Source organism: Paenibacillus sp. y28 (assembly GCF_037137075.1).
In the GTDB taxonomy this organism is placed as follows: Bacteria; Bacillota; Bacilli; order Paenibacillales; family NBRC-103111; genus JBBBNV01.
In genome coordinates this window covers 23,834-41,655 of sequence record NZ_JBBBNV010000020.1, presented here as the reverse complement: position 1 = coordinate 41,655, position 17,822 = coordinate 23,834, and the positions used below count along the sequence as shown (strand labels likewise).

The 17,822-nt window shown below is 51.9% G+C and carries 24 protein-coding genes; 3 read left to right on the top strand and 21 right to left on the bottom strand.

Annotated elements, in window-relative coordinates; translation table 11 throughout:
* Window positions 1-28: 28 nt before the first annotated feature.
* Complete coding sequence (locus WBG83_RS15750) at window positions 29-1,939, bottom strand: diguanylate cyclase (protein WP_336746132.1); 1,911 nt, start codon at window positions 1,937-1,939, stop codon at window positions 29-31.
* A 573-nt stretch (window positions 1,940-2,512) separates the two neighbouring features.
* Between WBG83_RS15750 and rpsD the strand changes: the two genes are divergently transcribed.
* The gene (rpsD, locus tag WBG83_RS15745) at window positions 2,513-3,112 is read left to right on the top strand and encodes a 30S ribosomal protein S4 (protein WP_336746130.1); all 600 of its coding nucleotides are present in this window, start codon (window positions 2,513-2,515) and stop codon (window positions 3,110-3,112) included.
* A 480-nt stretch (window positions 3,113-3,592) separates the two neighbouring features.
* Here rpsD and WBG83_RS15740 read toward each other — a convergent pair whose 3' ends face one another.
* Window positions 3,593-3,793, bottom strand: a complete 201-nt coding sequence (locus WBG83_RS15740) for a helix-turn-helix domain-containing protein (protein ID WP_336746128.1) — start codon at window positions 3,791-3,793, stop codon at window positions 3,593-3,595.
* 118 nt (window positions 3,794-3,911) lie between these two features.
* Between WBG83_RS15740 and WBG83_RS15735 the strand changes: the two genes are divergently transcribed.
* Complete coding sequence (locus WBG83_RS15735; RefSeq protein ID WP_336746127.1) at window positions 3,912-4,043, top strand: hypothetical protein; 132 nt, start codon at window positions 3,912-3,914, stop codon at window positions 4,041-4,043.
* Between the two features lie 542 nt (window positions 4,044-4,585).
* Here the strand turns inward: WBG83_RS15735 and WBG83_RS15730 are convergent.
* Genes WBG83_RS15730 through WBG83_RS15700 form a run of 7 tightly spaced genes read right to left on the bottom strand, consistent with a single transcriptional unit; the run spans window position 4,586 to window position 8,055 of the window.
* A complete protein-coding gene (locus tag WBG83_RS15730) occupies window positions 4,586-5,245 on the bottom strand; it encodes a glycoside hydrolase family 73 protein (RefSeq protein WP_336746126.1) in 660 nt (219 codons plus the stop codon).
* Window positions 5,245-5,475 (bottom strand): hypothetical protein, encoded by a 231-nt coding sequence (locus tag WBG83_RS15725; RefSeq protein WP_336746125.1) that lies wholly within the window; start codon window positions 5,473-5,475, stop codon window positions 5,245-5,247. Before WBG83_RS15725 ends, WBG83_RS15730 begins: the two co-directional genes overlap by 1 nt.
* Before the next feature lies 1 nt (window position 5,476).
* Entirely contained in the window at window positions 5,477-5,773 is a 297-nt protein-coding gene (locus WBG83_RS15720) for a hypothetical protein (RefSeq protein ID WP_336746124.1), read from the bottom strand.
* A 55-nt stretch (window positions 5,774-5,828) separates the two neighbouring features.
* Window positions 5,829-6,017: a hypothetical protein gene (locus WBG83_RS15715; protein ID WP_336746122.1), complete on the bottom strand. Its 189-nt coding sequence runs from the start codon at window positions 6,015-6,017 to the stop codon at window positions 5,829-5,831.
* A 2-nt stretch (window positions 6,018-6,019) separates the two neighbouring features.
* Window positions 6,020-6,340 carry a hypothetical protein gene (locus WBG83_RS15710; protein WP_336746120.1) on the bottom strand — a complete coding sequence of 107 codons (321 nt, stop codon included), beginning with the start codon at window positions 6,338-6,340 and terminating at the stop codon, window positions 6,020-6,022.
* Between the two features lie 11 nt (window positions 6,341-6,351).
* A complete protein-coding gene (locus WBG83_RS15705; protein WP_336746119.1) occupies window positions 6,352-6,585 on the bottom strand; it encodes a hypothetical protein in 234 nt (77 codons plus the stop codon).
* Window positions 6,586-6,600: 15 nt separating this feature from the next.
* Window positions 6,601-8,055, bottom strand: coding sequence for a hypothetical protein (locus tag WBG83_RS15700; RefSeq protein WP_336746117.1), 1,455 nt, complete (start codon window positions 8,053-8,055; stop codon window positions 6,601-6,603).
* 98 nt (window positions 8,056-8,153) lie between these two features.
* On the opposite strand from WBG83_RS15700, the gene WBG83_RS15695 reads away from it, so the two are divergent.
* A complete protein-coding gene (locus tag WBG83_RS15695) occupies window positions 8,154-8,723 on the top strand; it encodes a stalk domain-containing protein (protein WP_336746116.1) in 570 nt (189 codons plus the stop codon).
* On the opposite strand, the gene WBG83_RS15690 is transcribed toward WBG83_RS15695, so the two are convergent.
* From WBG83_RS15690 to WBG83_RS15635, 12 genes are all read right to left on the bottom strand, one after another.
* Window positions 8,717-10,696: a phage tail protein gene (locus WBG83_RS15690; RefSeq protein ID WP_336746115.1), complete on the bottom strand. Its 1,980-nt coding sequence runs from the start codon at window positions 10,694-10,696 to the stop codon at window positions 8,717-8,719. The genes WBG83_RS15695 and WBG83_RS15690 overlap by 7 nt on opposite strands.
* Window positions 10,697-10,710: 14 nt before the next feature.
* Window positions 10,711-11,232, bottom strand: a complete 522-nt coding sequence (locus WBG83_RS15685) for a phage distal tail protein (RefSeq protein ID WP_336746114.1) — start codon at window positions 11,230-11,232, stop codon at window positions 10,711-10,713.
* Complete coding sequence (locus WBG83_RS15680) at window positions 11,232-11,642, bottom strand: phage tail fiber protein (RefSeq protein ID WP_336746113.1); 411 nt, start codon at window positions 11,640-11,642, stop codon at window positions 11,232-11,234. The genes WBG83_RS15685 and WBG83_RS15680 overlap by 1 nt, the downstream gene beginning before the upstream one ends.
* A gap of 14 nt (window positions 11,643-11,656) precedes the next feature.
* Entirely contained in the window at window positions 11,657-12,223 is a 567-nt protein-coding gene (locus WBG83_RS15675; RefSeq protein WP_336746112.1) for a phage tail domain-containing protein, read from the bottom strand.
* Window positions 12,220-15,264: a phage tail tape measure protein gene (locus WBG83_RS15670; protein WP_336746111.1), complete on the bottom strand. Its 3,045-nt coding sequence runs from the start codon at window positions 15,262-15,264 to the stop codon at window positions 12,220-12,222. The genes WBG83_RS15675 and WBG83_RS15670 overlap by 4 nt, the downstream gene beginning before the upstream one ends.
* Before the next feature lie 219 nt (window positions 15,265-15,483).
* Window positions 15,484-15,822 (bottom strand): hypothetical protein, encoded by a 339-nt coding sequence (locus tag WBG83_RS15665; RefSeq protein ID WP_336746110.1) that lies wholly within the window; start codon window positions 15,820-15,822, stop codon window positions 15,484-15,486.
* Window positions 15,822-16,409 (bottom strand): major tail protein, encoded by a 588-nt coding sequence (locus WBG83_RS15660; RefSeq protein WP_336746109.1) that lies wholly within the window; start codon window positions 16,407-16,409, stop codon window positions 15,822-15,824. Before WBG83_RS15660 ends, WBG83_RS15665 begins: the two co-directional genes overlap by 1 nt.
* Before the next feature lie 2 nt (window positions 16,410-16,411).
* Complete coding sequence (locus tag WBG83_RS15655; RefSeq protein WP_336746108.1) at window positions 16,412-16,735, bottom strand: hypothetical protein; 324 nt, start codon at window positions 16,733-16,735, stop codon at window positions 16,412-16,414.
* Window positions 16,732-17,106: an HK97 gp10 family phage protein gene (locus tag WBG83_RS15650; protein WP_336746107.1), complete on the bottom strand. Its 375-nt coding sequence runs from the start codon at window positions 17,104-17,106 to the stop codon at window positions 16,732-16,734. The genes WBG83_RS15655 and WBG83_RS15650 overlap by 4 nt, the downstream gene beginning before the upstream one ends.
* A complete protein-coding gene (locus WBG83_RS15645; protein WP_336746106.1) occupies window positions 17,099-17,407 on the bottom strand; it encodes a phage head closure protein in 309 nt (102 codons plus the stop codon). Before WBG83_RS15645 ends, WBG83_RS15650 begins: the two co-directional genes overlap by 8 nt.
* Window positions 17,404-17,682, bottom strand: a complete 279-nt coding sequence (locus WBG83_RS15640) for a hypothetical protein (RefSeq protein ID WP_336746105.1) — start codon at window positions 17,680-17,682, stop codon at window positions 17,404-17,406. Before WBG83_RS15640 ends, WBG83_RS15645 begins: the two co-directional genes overlap by 4 nt.
* Window positions 17,673-17,807, bottom strand: coding sequence for a Rho termination factor N-terminal domain-containing protein (locus tag WBG83_RS15635; protein WP_336746104.1), 135 nt, complete (start codon window positions 17,805-17,807; stop codon window positions 17,673-17,675). Before WBG83_RS15635 ends, WBG83_RS15640 begins: the two co-directional genes overlap by 10 nt.
* Window positions 17,808-17,822: the final 15 nt, after the last annotated feature.

The window sequence follows — 17,822 nt, the reverse complement described above, 5'->3', positions numbered from 1 at the left end:
AAGGTTGTTATTCTTGTTCCTCGTTTGATTATCCGAGCTGCACTTGATTGCGTCCGCCGTTTTTTGCTTCATACAGCGCCATGTCCGCTTTGTAAAACAGCGATTCCACCGTAACCCGTTCTTCTTCCCAGTTCCATTCCGAAACGCCGCAGGATACAGTTACCCTCGGACTCGTTTCTTCTTCCACCCGCGCCCGAATCCGTTCCGCAATCCGTAATGCCTGATTTTTGCTGATTTGCGGCAGGTATATCGCCAGTTCTTCTCCGCCCCACCGGGCCGCAATGTCCTGGCTTCGGATCGAGGAACGAATAATACCGCTCACTTGAATCAAGATTTTATCGCCGATTTGATGGCCATACGTATCATTCACCGTCTTGAACAGGTCAATATCGACCACGATGAGCGATCCGCAAAAATCCTTTTTCTGTAGAAGATTGATTTGCTCGTCCAAATAATGGCGGGCATGCAGCCCGGTCAAATGATCGGTAATGACCATTCTTTTCACTTCAGCGTGGAGAGAAGCATTGGAAATCGCGAGGCTGATGTGGACGCACAGCATTTGAAGCAGCTTGTAATTCTCGTAGGAAAAATAGTTCGCTGTCCGGTGGGTCACCATAATAATGCCGGCAACCTCCCCACCGACCAATATCGGAGAAGCGATAAGGGAATGTGAGCCTGTCAGCTCCATCAGCTTGGATTCTACTTTGGCGCTGGCTTTGTAGTCGGAAATAATGAGCGGCTCTTTGGTCGAGAATAAAATGCCCGAGAATCCGGAGGTAGAGGAGAATTGCTCTTCATATAATCCCGGCAGATTGCTGGCTTTCACCACAAGCTCTTCTGGACGGTTCGGATCCTGCTCCAGAATACAGCAGTATTCGGCCTCGAATATTTTGAGAAGCTCGCTGCAGGCATAGTTGAAAATTTCATTCAGCTTGAGACTCTGATTCAGGCACTTGGTAATCTCATTAATTAATCGCAATTCGTGGATGAGCAGATTCGACTGCTCGTACAGCTTGGCGTTCTCAAAGGCGCTTCCGGCGGTATCGGCCAGCATCGAAATGAATTGAATGTCCGATTGGCCCAGCTTACCGTCATGAATGTGGATATGCAGAACTCCATATACCCCTTGTTTGCCGCATAGAGGAACTGCGACGGCCCGGTACTTCCCGAGAGAGCCCTGCTCAATAATAAGCTGTCCCTCCATAAAGGCACGGGTGCAAATATCATCCTCGCTGTTATGAAAATGAAGCGGCTTGACCGGAATCGAGGTGCTCTGGTTGTCCTGAGACAAATACAGATCAACCGTTACTTGAGGAAACAGGTTCTTGATGCTGGCAACCATATCCGCCAAAACCGAATCAACATCGATATTGGAATGAAGCTTCTTCGTAATTTGATACATATAGTCACGAAACATCGCTTCTTTCTCCAACTGCTGCCTTACCAGGGTGAGACTGGTATTCGTTTCTTGTTCCTCATATAGCATGAACGATGCGGTGTAGGACAGCTCCAGGCTCCGGATAGCGTTCCTGAAGTCGATTCCCGGCTCCCAGGTATACAGCATCCCCAGCACACAGCCGCAATTTTCAACCAGGATTGGCGTTACCGCCAGCTCCAGTTCCGGCATATCCGCCAGTTGTATCGGAAAGCTTTGAATTTCAGGCTGCTTGGAGGCCAAACAGGCCATCACAGCATTATCTCCGCTATTCAGGTCAGACCAGTCCGCCCCCCTCTTCAGGCCCATTTGCGCCAGCTGCTGCGGGCTGCATTCATAAGAAGTACGAAACTCAATCAGAACTCCGTGTTCATCACACAAAAACACAGCCCCTCTTATATGGAAAAAACGGCGCTCCAGCTGCCCGAGCCACACGGGGAAGCTTTCTTTCAAGCGCAAACGGATATTCTCCCGGCTCGTTTCCTGCTTTCGAATCGGTTCCATACGCACTCCTTCTCTCTATCTCAATCAGAAAGCCTTACGTGTTTCGTGTTGTTTATAGTTTTTGTATTTTTCCACAATATAATACTTCATTTTGCACAAACTTGCACGATCTTTTCATGTTCGTGAAAATGGGGTTGGAGCGCTTGAAGCCGCGCGCTTGTTCCGTGCTGCAAAACGTCGTCAGATCCGGGCAATCTGCTGCAATTCGTTAGCTTCCTGAAAGCCCCGGCGCAGGCTGGTCCAGGTTCAAATCCGTGTGATCCGCCCTTACGACCGGCCGCATGATTTAAGATGCCCCGGCTAGTACAACAAGATAGATTGAACTCCGAATTAACTCCCCGCCTGTCTTGACAACCGCCCTCTTTATCCCATAAAATAAGAAGTCGAGTGGATAACTGTTTTGGAAGCCGTATCCTTAGATTCACGTTTGATTTCACCCTCACTGATTTTGCTGTTGACAGGACAGCGGCTGAAATCTTTCTTGTCAAGATGAAGCAAAGTCAAATCATTCGTTTAAGGGTAACGATGGATTCCCGCACTCACTAAAATTGAACTTGAAGGAGTTTGAATACATTGGCACGTTACACAGGTCCTGCATTTAAATTAAGCCGCCGTCTGGGCATCTCCCTGAGCGGTACCGGTAAAGAATTGAAACGCGCATTTCCTCCAGGACAACACGGCCCGGGACAACGCAAAAAATTGAGCGGCTACGGCGTTCAATTGCAAGAAAAACAAAAGCTTCGTCACATGTACGGTTTGGGCGAGAAGCAATTCCGCAACCTGTTTGACAAAGCAGCTAAAATGAAAGGTATCTCCGGTGAGAACTTCATGATCCTGCTGGAAAGCCGTTTGGACAACCTGGTATACCGTCTTGGCTGGGCTAACTCCCGTCCAGGCGCACGCCAACTCGTTGCTCACGGTCACGTGACCGTAAACGGTAAAAAAGTCGATATCGCTTCCTACACAGTAAGCGTAGGCGACGTAATCGGCCTTCGTGAAAGAAGCCGCGGTTTGTCTTCCATCAAAGAAGCTATCACCGGCCGTCATCACATTGCTGCTTACCTGGAATTCAACGAGTCCGCTATGGAAGGTAAATACATCCGTCTGCCAGAGCGTTCCGAGCTGTCCCAAGATATCGATGAGAAACAAATCGTCGAGTTCTACAGCCGTTAATGGAATTGTAGCGCAAGCTACTACGACAAAAAGCCCAAAAACCCTTATTTATCAAGGGTTCTGGGCTTTTTTTTAATTAATCAATACTGCAAGTTAATGCACAATAATGCACCCATATGGGGCTAAATGGGACTTGGTTTGGGGCTAAAATAAATGTGGGTAGACGCTCTTATATCCCAAGCACCTGGTAAAATGAACCCGCCATTTCGACTACACGAGTGGTATCATTAAAAACAAGACTAAGGAACAAAACAGCTCAGAGGATTAGCCCTCTGAGCTGTTTGACCGGTGCTTCCGGATTTGCTTCTAATATACCATATATTAGGATATTGTCAATAATCCGCCCATCGAGGGTCCCAACGGAGACCTTCTTTTTTTGATACCGGTCAATGGATAGAGGTAATGGATTTTACTGACGGACAAATTCCCCGATGTCGGAGAAAACTGTTCATATGTTCGCGCTCCAGTTCCATGTGAGCATCAATCGTCTTCTACTTCAAATAACTCCTCCACTCCCAAGCCAAGCGCCCGAGCGATTAAAAATAGGTGCTCATCCTTGTGCTGTCCACTCTTATCAAAACGGGATATCGCTGCCTGCGGGATGCCCGCCTTCTCTGCTAACGCCGTTTGCGTCATATCTCGCTCCTTCAATATCTCACCTAGCCGCGGCTTAACAATCATCCCTACCGCCTCCTTTTCTCTAATTATACAAAAGTGAATAATTTTAGTCAATCACTATTGACTATACACTAGTGTATAATGTATAATTAGAGTATAGAAAGGAGGTGAACAAGACCATATGAAAGATTGGGTGCTACTCTTTACGGCCATCGTTCAGCTGATTACAGCCATCATCACATTAAATGGCCGTGGCCGCAAGAAAAACAAAAAAGGAACCAAAAAACGTCGCCGCCCCGGCAAACGCAAATAGGTTCCTCGGAGGGAGTTAGCGGCTCCCTCCTCCCAATCTTAACATAATTGATTCGGAATATACAATCTGCCGACGGGCTTACGTGGGAGGTATCAGGGTGAGAATTGAAGCAGGAATGACAGTCTGGTCAAATGCGCTTAATTGTAATGTCATCGTAATGCGCGTATACAAGCGCACGGCAACAGTATGTGCTTGGAGTGACAGTTTTTTCGGTTACAAGCAGATTGTATATAGGGGAGAAAGGTTGGACTCTCTGGAACCGCGTCGGCGGCAATGCTCGGCCTAACGACTCATAATAACACAGGCCCTTCGGGGCCTATAAAGGAGAGATGTATCATGGAAACAGTCTTCTGGGTCGTGGCTGGCGCGGCTCTTATCCTTAGCGTCCTGGCTCTCATCCGGACGCTAAGGAAATGACCGCCTGATGAGTCCGCAGCGGAAGCGGACGAAACCTACCGGCGCTGTGCCGGGATGGTCGCGGATATCCGCCACGAGCTGGCCTTGCAAAGCCAGCCTTTACATATAAATTGTTCTTTTGAAAACTACACTCCAACGCCCGCCTGACGTGCCTGTACAATCATATTAAGCCAAGCCAACTCCGAGACGGTCAGCTTCCGGTTATAAGCTTTCTCCGCCCAAGTATAATCTGAAATCAGCCCCAGGCGATACAGCCCGTCCAGTGCATCCCCGAGCTGCTTCCATTGCCAATCATGTTCAACCTTCAACACGTCTGTTTCCCCCTCTTGTACCGCCGCCTGGCGGTCATAATCGCTCAAGCCATACGTCTCGATAATCCCTATCAGTTTGCTTGCATAGCTTGGGTCCGTTGCATATCCGGCCGTCTGCAGCGCCTTGGCAGCTCCGGCATAGTCCAGCTCCGCGCATCTTGAAAAAAAGCCGGCTTTAGCATACCGGGGATTGACCGCCAGAAAATCACTGTGGTCGATGCAGCTGCCCTCCCAGCTATCATAGACCCGGAATCCGTCCTTGACCGTGACAAAACTGCCGTTTATGTACTCCTGGGTGGTCAGTTCCTGACCGGTCCCCTTGATGCCGAACAAGTTGTTTCCCGGCGCACTCTGCCCCCAGCCACTTTCAAGCGCCCCCTGTGCAATTGTGATGCTTGCCAATACGCCAGTCCGCCGCTGCTCGGTGACGGCATACGGCGCAATACGTGCGATAAAATCAGTTTGTGTGCTCATTACTTATCCCCCGATTGCTTGGTTTTGGCATACTGATACGCCCCTGTAGCCGTTAACCCTACTGTGCTGATTGTAATAATCTCGGCTTGCACATCATTGGGTACAAGTACCAACACAGCAGCGAGTGCAAGGGCTAAAATGGATGAATACTTAACTGGCATACCCAGCAGCTTCGCAACACCAACAAAAGCCGCCACAAGGGCGGCAAGCGTCAGGATATCGTTGTCCATCTTATTCACGCTCCCCATCTAACCGATTAAGCCGGTGGTGTGCTTGCTTGGCCGATTCTTCGACCCTTGTCACACGTTCGGCCAGTGTGTCAAACCTTTGGCCTTGGGCCCTCTGCTCCAGCCTCACATCATCTACACCGCGCTTGATATAGTCCATGTCTGCACGTAGATAAGCCCCCTGCCCCGCCTCTGCTGCTGTATCCTGTTGGACTGTGCGCGACCTAGCGGACCACCCCAATACAATGCCGCTGATTGCCGCCACGACTGAAATAATTGCTCCAATTACTGTTACGTCCACTTCTTTTCCCCCTCGTCGTATAGGCATAAAATAAGCCCCGCAGTATGCGGAGCCCTTAGCCTTGCTCTGTATTCAACTCGCCCAGTTCCGGGCGTTTGGCGTAAATCTGCGCCAGTACCAACTCCTGATCAACAGATGCCATATTGTAACTCCCAACAATGTCCTCAATGCTCCGCTCCCCGGAGTCGTAACGAGTAATGCAGGCATTCGCAATAATCCGCACCTTTGGCATACTCATAGCCATGATTATTCACCTCCCCCCGTAAGGATTTCAGCCATGATGAGTTCTACGTCGCCAAGCCGTAACAACAGGTCGCTGTTTGCTGCCTGTAAATCGGCGTTGGCCACTTTAAACTGCTCCAGCTCGGTCCTTAAATCAGGCTCCGGTCCGGGTTCCGGCGTTGGCTCCGGCCGGTTCCATTCTCCATCCACGTAAATGTCCCCCAGTTGCACGTCCTCATCCGGATCCAGCGGAATCATGTGTTTCGCCTCAATCTCGCCCGATAAGTTCGATATGGAAAAACAAACGCCGGTTGCCATGTCAATTTGTGCGTATTTGTAACGCATAGAAACCCTCCTCAATCAATTACTTGCCAAGCAATCGCCGTGACACTGCTACTGGTAGACGCGTCCCGAGTAAATGTAACTGTCGTGGGGGATGATATAACGCCCCGCGGGATGTACTGGAAATTCTCCAAATTCGTGTTATAACTCATTTCGAGGAAAGCCTTGTCCACATCTACAGTTGCAATGCTTACCGTTACACTGGTGCTATTTGCCGGAATGGTTGTCAGGTTCCGCTGTACTCGCATCCTCACTCACCCCTCCTAGTAAAACTCCACGACTTCCCACGCCACCGAAGTCAAAACGCTCGTGTTGAGATTACGAGCCAGCTCAAGTGTCGTGCTGCTGGTCAACCGCCCATATGCCAAGGCAGTAACCAAATTGGCCGCCGTGTTGCAGCTTATGGTGACAAAGGATTTCTCCATGTCCACTGCGGTAATTGATACCGATACCGCTGCAGGCGTTGAGATGTTTGTCACCCCACGCTGCACTTTTTTGATACCTCCAACGCCTTTCCACGTGCCGCCTGTGTAGAATTCTAAAACGCCGCTATTGTCTCGGAGCACAGGCATCACATTGCCTCGATACCTAATGACTGCATCGGCAATATCAAGCGTATTGCTAGACCATTGGTAAGCCCATATGCTCCTGCCTATACCACCTCGGTCTCCGTAAACGCCAATGTACTCTAGGTCGCTATTTGAGTACATGTAAAGAGTATCACTGCCATTTCGGAAACCGAAACGCTTTTCTCCTCCTTCCAAGTTTATGGTTAGGCTTCCGGTTAACAAATCCCCGGCTTTATTAACCGGGACATATCCCCTGACCGTATATGAGTCATCTGCACTTAGTCCGCTGCCGGGGCCGTCATTGCCGGAGTGCCATATTTTTTGACCATTCGCTTTTACTGTGCCACCCAGATATGGCACTATATCTACATCCCCTGTGCCACCTTCCATTACTAGCCTTTGCTGCTCGGTAGCGTCTACAATTTTAACCAGTTCGATGGCTGCAGACTCCCATGTTGTACCATTGGTAATTCGGCGCAAGCGAGTAACCAACCGGGTCCCGTTGGAGGTTTGACCACTGAGATCTTCAAGCATTAATGTATTGCCTGCTGTAGTACCAAGTTGGCCTAGGGCAACCCCAAGTTTTCCCGACATCACCTCGCTGCCATCCTTCGGCAAGCCTGCATTCGCTCTCGTCTGGGCGTTATTAGCAGTTGTCTGCGCTGCACCGGCTGCTGCAGAGGCCGCATCCGTCTCGGCTTTACGCGCCACATCATCACTTGCCGACGGTGCTGCAGCTTTGAGCCGCCCGGACGCATCCCGCTGCGCCAGTGTGTTTGCTGTGGCTGCGGATGTTGCTGCGGATAGCTTGGTCTCCGCAGCAGATACTCGGGTTTCGTGGTCGCTGATGTTCCCCCGAAAGGCATCGTGGTCGTAAGCCGTGAAAAATCGGCCGACCTTTACGCCGCTGCCCCAAGCCTTGGCAACGCCTTGGAACCCCCGGGTGACGCCGGATAAGCTGTTGCCGGTCTTACCTGTGTAAAGAACCGTCTCTGCGTCCTCGCCGCCTCCGATGACCAGCAGATTAGGTGCGGCCGGCAGCACTGAGCCATCCAGGACGGTTATAGTGGTCTGGGTGGCGTCAATTGCTGCAGCCAGCTCCGTCTGAAGACTGTTGGCCTGAGCTGAATACATGGTCTGTTGTGCCATGGTGTGCCCTCCTTAAATAGAGATAGACCCTGAAACCTATCAGGGTCGAAACATGTAATATATGGTATAATAGACTGCAAAAAGGAGTTGTTGCGACAATGAAAAAAGTGATTGCAGCTCTCGCTCTCGGGATGCTTATCGGGTCCGCTGGCTCGGTCATAGCCGCAAATAGCGAGACAGTGCAAGCGACGTTTGCGCAATTCGTGATCAAAGTCAACGGAGCAGAGCAGACGCTTAAAACGGACCCGCTCGTTGTTGATGGCACGTCCTATCTGCCTGTGCGTGAGGTTGCCGGTCTACTGGGCTTTGAGCTGGACTACGATGCAGATACCCGGACGATTGATTTGACTAATAATGAAAAGGATGTGACCCCTGTGAACCAATCTACTGCTGCTGCTAAGGTTGAGGAGTGGGTTTCCCTTCGGGATTTAATGGCTAAACCTGGTTTATCAATCACGCTAGGACCTTCAGACCAAGGAGAAAATACCCTATCTATTGGAAAAGAGGGATCAGAGCCAACACGCATTTATGATGTAGTTGTGCCTCAACAAGATGGAACCGCCGAAAAAAGCACTTCAGATAATAAATCCGTTAAGTTAAAGTTCGAAGGCGGCTCTATATTACTTCCGCAAGACTTCCTAGACAGGATAGGCATCCAAAATCAGTAATCACCGCCACCCCGAGATTGCACAAATAATTGTGTGTTCACATTAGCCACAATGCGCCCGAGATTATCGGGCGTTATTTTTATTTCATGCCATCCCCGATTGATTTTACCGCTACTGTCCTTCGCCAGAAACGGAATAATATCCACATCGTTCTCGTTTACTCCAAGCCCGGTAACAACTGTACCATCTACCGTGACGGTTACAGCTGTGGGTGTAGGGCCCTCAAAAATTCCATACTCCATCTCATGATTATGTGCCGGAATCTCATGTGTGTGGTCCATACCGTGAGTGTGGGCAGCAATCTCATGGGTATGGTCCATGTCGTGCCTATGCGAAGCAATTTGATGAGTGTGATCCATATTGTGCGAATGTGCTGAAATTGAGAATATATGATGATGTGGAACTATACCGTGCGCATGGCTACCAGACGATGTGGTCGTGTATGTCGATCCGTCAATTTCAACGGTATGGGTATGGGTTTTTGAAAGGGACATTATCTCATTCGGACTGTAACTTCCAGTAAAATCCCAAATGTTATTGCCCGTTTGGGTATTAATCACTTGTCCTCCCGCTGCCGTCGTGCTCGTGCTGCTCGGCCCCGAAGTAGTCTGGCCCCCTGCCGCTGTTGTGCTCGTGCTACTTGGTCCGGATGTGGTTTGCCCGCCTGCTGCCGTAGTGCTGGTGCTGCTCGGCCCGGACGTGACCGCCGGAGCCGCCTGTATAGGCCGGTTGTATCCCCGAAATGCCTCGGACTTATACGACAGCCGCACCTTATTGATGCGTGCTGTTTCCTCGGGAAAGTAAATCCGCAGTATGGCCGGATGCGTTGGATCGCAGTTATCTGCAAAATCCCGGCTATCCAGATTCGTCGCCCCCTGCGCGTACACCTCATTGACTCGCTGCCGATTGGCAAGGTCCGCGATTGTCCCCGCGATGTCCTGCGGTCGGTTGGCAATTTCCAGCTCCACAGCTCCCGGCAATCCGCGCATGTCCCGCTTACGGACATTAACGATACGGGCCACAAAGTCGATGCCGAGCTGCTTGTCCTGCACCCGCACAATCCCACCACTGCGGAACCGGTAAATGTCCTGCCCCGTCTGCCGGTGGATTTCCGATGCCTGCACAGTGTACGTTACCCGTGGCTGCTTGACCTCAGCCAGCTGCGCCTGCGCGCGGGCCAGTAGCGTGTCGGCATACTCTACCCGCCTGTCCACCCATACCCGGCTAATGACACCATACTGGGCCTGTGATGCCGTGTCCTCGATGTATGGCTTGCCCCCATTTAAATCCGCAAACGTAAGCTGGTTGATTCCCTCGCCGTACCCCAAGGCATAGAGCCGATTGCAGACATTGGTCGGGTCAATGGTACGCTCGATGCCTTGCATGTTGATGCCGTATCGGATATAAGCGTTGACGGCATTGGACGGCTTAACCAGGTTGAGCCTCCATGGATAAACCGTTGTATCCCATGTCCACTGGTATTCCTCGTCAAATAGCTTCGGTACGCTTACCACACCCGCAAGCAGCGTCTCATTTTCCCAATTGTACTCGAACTGTCTGCTGAACTCGACCGTCCCGAGCTGCCAGCGCTGTACGGATTGCCTGGACAAAATGTACTGCAGCACGTCCGCCGTGTAGACGCCCAAATTGCCGACGGTATGATATTGAAACATCACATCGTCAATCAGCGTCGCCAGCACATGCTCGCATTTATATGTGACCGTCTGGCCGTCTACGCTGCGTCTTGCTGTAGTCGGCAAGATGCGGAATAACTCTACCCGCTCTCGGCCGTCATAAATCTCAACAACCCGAAGTGGCTGACATTCGGCATTCTTTGGGTCGTCAGCCGGCAGTGAAAACTGTGCTGACCAAAGCCCGTTCATCGGCGTCTCGTAACTGATAGAAAAAGCATTTTGAAGTAAAGCCACACGACGCATCTCGGAATTGTAAACCGTTATTGGTGCTGCTGGCATGGATAAAATCCCCCTTAAACAAATTTGTCTCGGTATGTAACCCGCATCAGTACAGTACGGCTGCTCGCTGTGTCTGTGTACGTGAGAGTGTTCGTGCCTAGCGCCAAATCAAAGAAGTCACCGGCCGTGCTCTGCAGCGCGTTGACGCCGTTGATGGTCACAGCTAGATTGGCCGAGTCAATCACGATACGGTCGCCCGGCCTAAACTCCCCGGTGAACTCAATGTAATCGATGTGAAACCGGGACAGGTTGGCCGCTATGGATCCGGCTGCTGACATCTTAACGTCAAAACCGCGCTCCCGCACATAAACGGCCGCCACAGAGCCAGCACCAGACATGCCGGAGTCGAAAGATATCTCCCGTGTGTATACGGCCGACATCGAGCTGGCACCGGACATGGACGAGCTCATGGTCATATCCGCGCTGGCCTGGGCTGTCATGGAGCCGGCGCCTGACATGTTGGCTGCAAATAACAGGATTGTTGCAACCCCCGGGCGGTTGAAGGGTGTCCAGTTAAAGCCGCTGCGGTTGAACATTAGCCTTCATCTACCTTAATGCTGCCAGCTAAAAAACGCGCCCGGTCATTGGCAAGAATGGTTCTCGGGGATGTGACAGCGCCATGATACAACAGATTTCCGCCTGTCGCCGCACTCCGCAGCCCGATATGGGTAATGGTGCCCCAATCGGCTGTAGCTACGGCAAAATTGACGTCTGCCGTATTGCTTGTCGAGGCCAAGTCATTAGCCGCAGTCGGCGCCGAGAATGTGACCGGCTGCCTGGCGTATGCCCCGCCGCTTACCTCTTGGCCCGTATCCGCTGCCGTCGGATTGGATGTATACAGGGCGATATAGACGGTCGATGGTGCCGTAAAGCTCTGCCCGCGCAAGGCGGCATTGAGCGTGGCCGTCTTAAAATAATTCGATTTTGAAAGCAGGACCTCTGCCATCCTCTTCCCTCCTCCTATTCAATTTGGTATTCGTTCTCGATGCGAAAATGCTGGATGGTAGTTGTGCCCTGATTAACGAGCACAACCACCGGCGACGTCCGGATATTTCCTGTCGTAAATATTTGCCGAACATGCGGGGACGTGTTTATCGTCTCCTCCAGCAGGCTTTCTGCGTCAGCGCTGGCAAAAGGGTCGAATGCCGTGAAAGGCAGCGTAAACACGCCCAGGCCGATGATACGTTCAAGGTCAAATGAGCCAGACAGCCGGACGTTGAAATGCTGCCCCTGTCGCTCTCTAAAACGCAGGACCAAGTCACGCGGCTTGCCGTAGCTGTCCACCAGGTATGCGGCCAGCCCCATCGCCTTTTGCTGCAGCTCGAAGGCATCGCGGGTGATAAAGGCGCAATGTAGCACAAACTGCCTTGCACCCATATCGGCACCGTTATCCCACAAACCGTTACGCCCCGGGATGGACAGCGTCCGATCCACAGTGCCAGGCAGTGCCGGCCGCTTGGAGGCTCCTTGCACAATAAACCCCAAATCGACATTTGACTTGTCATTAAGCCACACAAAAGCCGTCATGCTGAACCTCCTATGCCGCGCTGTAATCCCTGCGCCTGGTCAAAGATGAGCTGCGTTATCTTATATAAGTCCTCGTCACTGCGGACGTTAATGGAGGCGCCGTCAAATAGCCCCGCCATATTGATGGTGTTTCCGGCTAGGGCTGTGTTGCCAGTGCTTGATGCTGCTGAAGCTGCTGAAGCTGTAACACCTGACAGCGCACTAGTGGTAGCTGCGGCCATGTCTGAGGCCCGCTGCTGCACATTACTGATACTGTCACTCAACCCAAGTGCAAAGCCCTCGCCGGTATACTCCCCCAGTCCACGCATAACCCGGGATGGGGAATGGATATCCAGCGCTTTGCGAATACCTCCGGTGATCGCATCTGCAACACTACTCGCCGTGCTGCCTACGGCACCAATCATACTTTTAATCCCGTCTATTAGCCCTCGCATGATGTCTTTACCGATTTCCAACATGGACGCCGGCAAGTTCTTCAACCAATCAATGGATTTCTCGATACTAGATACAATAGCGTCCCAGATCGTGGTCGATACTGTCTTGATGGCGTTCCATGTTGTTGATACCTGCCCTTCGATTACGCTGAGTGCGCCCGCGAACACCTTTTTGATGCCATCCCATATTTGCCCGAATGCATCCTTCAAGTTGTTCCAAATCGCTTCGGAGTCAGACTTCAGCTTTTCGAAATCACCGGTAACGAGGTCCACAATCAGCAGTATCGAGCCGCCGAATATGTTTTTTATCAGCTCCCACACGCCGCTGAAATATGTCTTAATACCATCCCAAATTTGAACAAAGCCGTCTTTAGTGCTGTTGAACAACTCAATCGCCGTATTCTTAATCCACGTCCAGAGCACCGTCAGCCCGGTCTTAATGTCCTCCCAATGCTTGACTATCAAAAGTGGGATCGCTAAGAATGGGCCGAGCAGCGGAATCAACACCGCGCCCCATTTGGCAAAGAAATCTTTGACCCAGTCCCAGAGGGCTGATAGACCTACCTTTATTTCATCCCAATGCTTCACGATGACGAGCGGTATGCCCAAAAAAGGGAACAGAGCTGCTGTGACTTCTGCGCCCCATCCGTTGAAAAAGTCATCGATCCAGCCCCACAGGTCGGTGAAAAATGTTTTGATCTCGTCCCAATATTTGATGGTAAGATATGCTGCTGTGCCCAAAGCCGCAATAGCAGCAATGATTAAACCGATAGGGCCCGTTAGCGCGGCCAATGCGGTGCCAGCCGCCGCTGAGGCGCCGCCAGCTGCAGTTAATGCGCCCGAAACTGATGTAAATAGTGGAATTATGGTACTCACCGCAGAAATCACCTGTCCGACAATCACGAGTACCGGACCAAGGGCCGCCACAATGCCAGCAAATGCAACGATAACCGTCTGTATTTCGGGGCCCATCGATGCAAAAATCGCTGACATTTGCCCCACAACGGACATGATTGGAGGCAAAATAGTCTCAGCCAATCCGACCAGAGCCTCCCCAAGCGGGATAAGGCTGGATTGCATCGTCCGCCAAAGGCTGGATAGCCTGTCCCCTAGATTGTCCTTCAGGGCCGCGCCTGCTCTGTCAGTCGCCCCAGAAAAATCATTGAGCGACCCTATGCCGGCATCCAGCGCCAGCACGACATCTTTTTCAAGGTCCTCCCACTGTGTGCCGAACAAGGCTACACCTAGAGTATTTTGTAAAAGCGGATCCTCCAACTCACGCAGTTTTTGGATAACAGAAACAAGGGCGTCCTTACCGGATAGCGCCCCCGACGATAAGCCCTGAAATATCTCATTGCTACCGCCCAGAATGGAACTAAGCGCCGTCATCGCATCAGCAGCGTCTTTACCGCCTTTTTGCAAGTAGCCTACGAGTGTGTCGGCTGTGTCCTTGGAGACGTGTTTCAGCAGCTCCAGGTATTCCGCCGACTGTTTCGAGCCAGTCATCAGGGCCTGGGCAAACTCCTCAATGTTGTCCGGCGCAAATAGCTGCGCCATCGCTTCATATGTCGAGTCGCTACCGTCCTTAACGCGGATGTTAAATTCTTTGATGGCGTCGCCGACCTTGTCCAGATTAAAGGCCCCGTTCTCGGCCCCTTTGATCAGGATGCCAAGCGCATCCTCAGCAGATATACCCATGGCCTTAAACTGCGGCGCATACTCCCGCAAGGTGTCGAGCAGCTCGTCCGAAAAGTTTCCGCCTTTTTGAAATCCGGCAACCATCAAATCCATTGCCTCTTGCCCATCAAGACCGAAGTTCTTCATAAGAACAGATGCAGTGCGGGTTGTCTCATTGACATCAGCGTCGAATGTCTCCTGCAGGATAAGGGCGCTCTGTGTGATTTGGGACAGGGATTCGTCATCTAAATCTTGGATGTTGGATCGGGTCGTGATGAGTGCACGGTTTACCTCGTCCAGGCTCTCCCCGAAGCCCTTTTCCCAAATCGCACGGGAAGCAGCTGCCAACTCCTCGGCTTGTTCTGCCGTGACACCAAGCGCGGCTTCCATCTTGCCTGCGGCTTTATCAACATCTAAAGCCGCCTTGCCAGCCACAACACCAATCCCCACAATAGGTGCTGTCAGGCCTACAGTGAGACTCGTGCCGATGCCCTTCATCTTATCGCCGGTTTCCTTAAGGCCTTTGCCCATTCGGTCCAAATTTTCCTGTGCCGAATCCGCCGCCGGGCCGATATCCCGCAGGCCCTGTTCAAGCTTGTTCAGCTCCTGCTCAGTCTTAGCAAGCTCCCTTTGAAAGGCCCGGTATTGTCCCTCGGATATCTCCCCGCGGGCAAACTGGTCCGCCACCTGTTGCTGCGCCGTTTTGAGCCGGTCAAGCTTCTCAGTCGTATTGGCGACAGCATCGCTCAACAGTTTCTGCTTCTGCGCGATTAATTCAGTATTGGTCGGGTCAAGCTTCAGCAGTTGTTCAACTTGTTTGAGCTCGCTTTGAATATCCCGGCTCTTTTTATTTACGTCAGATAGGGCGGCGGACAGGCCCGTTGTCTCCGCCCCGATGACGACGTTAATCCCTTTGATTGTCTCTGCCATTTACCTATCCCACCTCCCTATCTGCCATAAAAGGCGTCAATATCGGCCTGCGTGGCTTCACGTGGACCCTCATCTTCTGCGCCCGTATAGCTCCTCCTGACTAAATCCAACAAGTCAATGACCCGGAGCTCGTTCATTTCCATAAAACTAAGACCTACCCGCTTACCTATAGCGAGTAGGTCAATTTCAATTTTTGTACTGGTTTTGGTATCAGTTTTCTTACCGTTTTTCCGCTCCTCGGGAACGAAAAAATCCGTTCACGGCCTCCTCCATGGCGGCGGCCATAAAACCCGGGTCGGATAGATCAAGGCCCTCAATCGTTCCCAGCCAACTCACAAACGACGGGAACGGGTTACCGCCGTACGCGTCGGCTTTCGCCATTGCCCAAATGATTTGGAGTATTGACAACGCATCGAATTTACTCGGGTCATTTTGGATATGCTCCATTTTCATCAGGTCCCCAAGCAGATCGCTTTTAAACTCCTGCTTGTAAAATAAAAGAGCCAGGGGCGTGGCCCTGACTCGTACCGTTTGTTCACCAAGTTTTAGCTCTCGCATTATGCGCCACCTCCTGCAAACACGGGAGTGTATACGGCCGCAAAGAAGCCGTTATACGCCGTAGCGTTTGTGGCGCCCAGCTCAAGGTCACCCTTAACGACCGTTTTGCCGCCAATCTCGATTGGGCTAACGGTCAGGCTGAATACATCGGTAGCAACTTCAATGGATTCCGTTTTTGTCTTACGTTCCTTCGCCGGGCGGCTGGCTTGACTGTCGTAATAGACAAAGCGGCGATTCTTTTGATCGCCTTGGACTTGCCCAAGCAGGGCAAATTTGGCCGGGATGCCATCCGACACCTCGACAAGCATGCCGTTATTGTCAATTTCCCAGCCCAGCATGCGGGCCTGGATGGCATCCGGCAGCAGCGCCATTTCCAGCTCTCCAGTGTAACCGTTATTTGCGGTCACCACGAAATAGGCCGAATTGTCAGCGTAAAAAGTTGTAGTGTCTCCCACTGTAGTAGGTGTCCACCTCACCGCACCGGGAATAGGGATCGGCGTTTCCCAGGCAGGCTGTGTTGTAGCATCTGTATCCACAAACGCAATATGGACCTTCTCAAGGCCAAATGTCACTTTGTTGTCAGCCATGATTACCCTCCTATTAATTGGATTTCAAAAATAATCTGCCAGAGCTTTTCGCTCTCCAGATATGTCCCTGTTTTGCTATATGGCAGCCGCAGCTCTTTCAGCTTGTCCTGCAGCAGCTTCTCGGCCGCCGGGTCCTTCTTTGTCGTGTAGAGTTCGACCTGGTAGTTACTAATGTCCAGGTAATTGTGGTTATCCGCCATCAAATCGCCCGAATAAGCAAACTGGTACGTAATGAACGGCGGTGCCGGAGCTGGGGAATTAAACTCCCCATATGCGACCGGCAGCCCAATTGTTTTGAGAGCGGCGTACAGATCTACCTGAGTCATGTGCCGCCCCCATTCTGGATGATCCTCTTAAGGTCAGCCGGCAGCTTGGCCCCAAATTTGTCGTAGGCTGGCCGCAAATGGGGATAAGCCCGGACACGGCCGCCGCCTCGTTTGGCGTGGCCGTACTCAAGCAGATGCACACGACGAGAGTCCTTCTTGTTCCAGATGACCCGGCGTGTGCCGTTCTTCGTCACCTTAAAGCCTTTGGCGTATTTGCCTGTGTGCTTCGGAGCCAAACGGTTTGCTTCGTCTTGGATTTCCTTAGCTGTAGCATCAACTTTTCGCTCAATCGCTTCGGATACGTCCTCGGTGTAATCCCGGACCGCGCCAGCAATCGCTGCGGCCAACTGGTCAATCCGTATGTCAGCCATCGGCAGCCACCCTTTCACAGACCAGCTCCAGCTCCTCAATGCCTGTGGCATAGGTCCGGATTACCCGATAGCGCTGGCCCTCAAAGAGCAGTACCTGCTCCCCGCTGTACTCATAGCTGTGGATGATGAATGTTAGCTCCGGACGTAGGCCCGCAACGGCTGCATTGTAAAACTCATTGCGGCCGATGGAGCGCAAGCTACAGAGGAGTGCCGTTTGGGTTTCGGTCGGAATCTGATTTCCAATCTCATCCTCCTCGTAGGCGCCCTGGCCGATTAACGTCAGCTCATGGTCATAGGTCATGTTGCAGCACCGCCCGCCGATATGATGAGGTTGTGTAGCCGGTACTGCAGATGTCTCGGCATGGCTCCGATGCTGTCTCGGGACTGGTAACGCCACGTCGCCAAGTCTACGCAAAATATCAGATGGCTTGCGTCGTCGGGGTCAAGCTTGATGCCTTTCTCGACCGTCAGCTCCTGTACCACACCCGCGACGATGGCCGCCAGGTATGTATCCCTGATGGCCGTGCGGATACCGAGCCGGTCCTTGGTCAGCGACAAAATCAAATCTACGTCCATCCCATCGCCCCCTTGATGGCCGCAATAATATCAGCTTTCAGCATGGTAGACATCAGCCCGTTGACCCCATGATCCGCAGCATATTGCAGAAGCTCAGCCTTGGTCATGGCGTCGGGGTCAGGCACCTCGGGGCTGCTGAA